This is a genomic window from Nostoc sp. CHAB 5715, assembly GCF_020829685.1.
Taxonomy (GTDB): Bacteria; Cyanobacteriota; Cyanobacteriia; order Cyanobacteriales; family Nostocaceae; genus Nostoc.
In genome coordinates this window covers 1-3696 of the sequence record NZ_JAIVFR010000771.1, presented here as the reverse complement: position 1 = coordinate 3696, position 3696 = coordinate 1, and the positions used below count along the sequence as shown (strand labels likewise).

The window sequence follows — 3696 nt, the reverse complement described above, 5'->3', positions numbered from 1 at the left end:
GTTGATTGTGGATTTATCATTGTAAATTCGTAAATATATACCAAGTACCATTATTGGGTCGCCAGACAGCGAAATCATTTTTCCCATCACCACTATAATCGCCAGGAGCTGGTCTATCACCAGTTGTTGTTGTAGTTGTGGTTGCTGAAACTGTTGCCGAAGCAATGTTTCGTTAAATTGCTCTTGTGTTCGCTGAGTTTGCTCCTCTTGTTGTTGTCTCATTCTTTCTTGAAAAGACTCAGGTTGCTGAGGATTCCTCTGAATTATTTGTGCATAGGCAGGAGAATTAATCGATAAAGCTTTTGCAAGCACAATTAATAGTAGCCATGCTTTAACCATTAATAAGCGATTCAACATGCAGTTATTTCCTTAATTGTTATAGGTTGGGTTGAGCGATCGCTAAACCTTTAAAATGTCAACATTATTTATAATTTGCATAAAAATATCGTTTTTTAGATATTCATCTTAATTAAATTATACATTCACATTTTTTAGATGGGTTGCCGGATTTCCGTAATCTATGTATTTCCGGCGAGTAGGTTTAAAAAGGGATTTCAGGCGGTTTTACCCATAGATAAACAGAGATAATTTTCAGGATACATCTGGGTTTATTTCTTACTTGCTCTGAGTTGTCCACAAGCAGCATCAGCTTCTAAACCACGGGAATAACGCACACTAACAGCAGTATTTTGTTGCTTAAGGACGTTGACAAATGCTTGAATGCGATCGCGGTTGGGGCGTTTGTAATCTACTTCTTGGATAGGATTATAAGGAATCAAATTCACATGACTTTGGAATCCTCGCAGACGCTTTGACAGTTCCAATGCATGTTCTGGTAAATCGTTAACACCAGCCAGGAGTATGTACTCAAAGGTAACGCGGCGTCCAGTGATTTCCACATATTCTCGACATTCAGCCAGCAAATCTTCTAGAGGATAGGCGCGGGCGCTGGGGATGAGTTTTTCCCGCAGTGCTTGGTTAGGTGCGTGGAGACTTACAGCGAGGGTGATTTGCAAATTGTTTTGCGCGAACTGACGGATGCGATGGCGAATACCAACTGTAGAAACTGTAAGCGATCGCTGCCCAATACCGACATCTTGATTCAGGGATTTCAGCGCTGCTAGGACATTCTCAGTATTCAACAACGGTTCACCCAGTCCCATAAACACCACATTGCTAACCCGAGGCAGCGCGTTGCGGGGGTTCCCCCCGTTGTAGCGACTGCCGTGTTGCTGAAAATCTTCTTGCACAGTTAACACCTGATCGACAATTTCATGCCGTGCTAAGTTGCGCTTGTAGCCTCCTTTACCAGTAGCGCAAAAATCACACGCCATTGGGCAACCCACCTGAGTAGAGACGCAAACTGTCAAACGGGATTTTGGGCCTTCTCCCCCTTCTGCAAAGGTGGGGATGCCAACAGTTTCAATAATTTGATCGTCTGCTAATCGTAAAAGATATTTGACTGTGCCATCGGCAGCCACAGAGCGGTAATGTAAAGTTGAGCGCCCAATGGGGATTTCTGCTACTTTTTTCCGCCATTGCTTGGAGAACACAGAAATATCAGCTAGCGATCGCACTCCCAAGTCATAGAGCCATTCATGCAGCTGCTTTCCTCTATAAGCAGGTTGTCCCTGCTGCTGCACCCAAGTGGTTAAATCCGCAAGAGAAGCGCCGAGAAGGGGAGGAATTAATTCTGATTTTATTGGGTTGTGTAACTCAACTTGAGATACAAGAGGCGTAGCAGACATAAAAATCAAGAGTTGATGTAGGATCTCTATCCTACACCTGCCAGATTAACTTAGTCTTGACCAAAGGAAACGGGAAATTACCCAAAGGTTGTGCCGTTCCAGCCCCACATCGCACCCTTAGCGTCTGCAAACTCTATGTAAATGCGATTTTTTGGCACACCTAGAGTTTGGTTAATCTGCTGGCAAAATTCCTGACTCATTGCTGCGGTTTGATCTGGCTTCATTGTACCAACGCTCTTAATTTCAATATAGCAAACTGGGTCTGTATTCCCTGCAAAAGTCATGGGAATTTCTGGCTCAAAAGCAGTCATTACATAAGATTCTGGTTTTCCCAAATGTTTTGCTAACTTGGCTGATAGGTTTAAAAGCATTAATTCAATTTCAGCTTTTTGAGGAGCAGTTGCAGAAGTTTGCACTTTAATTAATGGCATAGTACTAAATTGGGATTTGGGATTTTATTCACATTGTTAAGTTTATCGTTAGGTAGGGCAGGGGCAGGGGGAGTTAGAAGTTCAAGCATTGGCTTAAAGACTCATTCATCCACCTCAGAACTCTGTTCATCCACCTCAGATACTCGTTCATCCACCTCAGATACTCGTTCATCCACCTCAGAACTCCGTTCATCCACCTCAGAAACTCATTCATCCACCTCAGAACTCCGTTCATCCACCTCAGAAACTCATTCATCCATCTTAGAGACTCATTCATCCACCTCAAAGACTCATTCATCTAGCTCAAAATGCCCAATGCCCCATGCCCAGCATTTAGTTATGAGACGAACGAAATAGATGACTATGTTCGGGATGATATAAACGCGATCGCCCTTTATTTGCCGAGAGGGCTGGACTGATTATATAAAGTGTAGTGCGAATTAGTTTTTCTTTATGAGTGCAGTCTGCCATTTCATTAAGGGGGACAACCTTGATTTTTTCATCGGGCCATCCGATGCGAAAGCAAATTGCAATGGGGGTTTCGGCTGGGTAATGTTCGAGTAGTTTAGCTTGGGCATTTTCGACGTGACGCGCACTTAGATATAAGCAGAGGCTAGCCTGATGTGCAGCGAGAGAGGCTAATTCCTCAGTGGCGGGGACTTCTGTACGTCCACTGATCCGGGTCAAAATGATGGTTTGGACTAAACCGGGGACAGTCAGTTCTACTTTAAGTTTGGCAGCTGCGGCTTGAAAGGCGCTGATACCTGGGATGACTTCAAAAGCAATATTTGCCTCAGCGAGGAGGTGCATTTGCTCGTGGATGGCGCTGTAGAGACTAGGATCGCCAGAATGGAGACGGACTAGAGATTTGTGTTGCGATCGCACCCGATCTATCATAATCGGCAAAATCTCTTCTAAAGTCTGATTCGCAGTTCTAATTATCTCCGCATCTTTTCGGCAAAGTTCTAAAATTTGTTCAGGTATTAAAGAATCAGCAAATAAAATCACATCAGCAACAGCCAGTAGTTTCTGCGCCTTCACCGTCAATAAATCAGGATCTCCAGGGCCTGCTCCCACAATGTACACAGATGGTTCTATGGCATATAGTGTTTTTTCATAACTCAAATTTTCACTTTTAGAAGAAGACACGGCAATCCCTCAAAAAACTTTTTTGATATTTTCTCAGTATCTTTCCGGATTTACCCTCTTTTCCTAGTAGAGAGTAATGGTAGATGCACCCTGGTTAAGCCCTAGAGAATACTCTGGGGCATTTTTTATTTTTTAGTCATTGGGCATGGGGCATTGGGCATTGGGCATGGGGCATTGGACAAACAGGGCATTGATTATTAATTCTTCTTCCTCATCTCCCTCATCTCCCCCTGCCTCCCCTCTTTCAAGGGTAGGTATTTAAAAATTAGGCAGAGGAGAAGGTGATTTGGGAAACATTAAGTTCTGGAGTAAATGTGGGCCAGGGTTCAGGAAAAAAGCCACCTTGTGGTAATGTTAAATGATTAAGA

The 3696-nt window shown here is 43.4% G+C and carries 3 protein-coding genes and 1 pseudogene; all 4 read right to left on the bottom strand.

Going from position 1 to position 3696, the window contains the following annotated elements:
* Window positions 1-357: pseudogene (locus LC574_RS30935) on the bottom strand (hypothetical protein); the annotation flags it as partial.
* A 251-nt stretch (window positions 358-608) separates the two neighbouring features.
* Entirely contained in the window at window positions 609-1748 is a 1140-nt protein-coding gene (gene rlmN / locus LC574_RS30930) for a 23S rRNA (adenine(2503)-C(2))-methyltransferase RlmN (RefSeq protein WP_229457408.1), read from the bottom strand.
* A 77-nt stretch (window positions 1749-1825) separates the two neighbouring features.
* Window positions 1826-2179, bottom strand: coding sequence for a phenylpyruvate tautomerase MIF-related protein (locus LC574_RS30925; protein WP_229457407.1), 354 nt, complete (start codon window positions 2177-2179; stop codon window positions 1826-1828).
* 333 nt (window positions 2180-2512) lie between these two features.
* Window positions 2513-3328 (bottom strand): precorrin-4 C(11)-methyltransferase, encoded by an 816-nt coding sequence (cobM, locus tag LC574_RS30920; protein WP_229457406.1) that lies wholly within the window; start codon window positions 3326-3328, stop codon window positions 2513-2515.
* Window positions 3329-3696 lie beyond the last annotated feature (368 nt).

Coding starts and splice junctions, on each gene's coding strand:
- LC574_RS30925 (WP_229457407.1), bottom strand. CDS start 2,179: ATGCCATTAATTAAAGTGCAAACTTCTGCAACTGCTCCTCAAAAAGCT.
- rlmN (WP_229457408.1), bottom strand. CDS start 1,748: ATGTCTGCTACGCCTCTTGTATCTCAAGTTGAGTTACACAACCCAATA.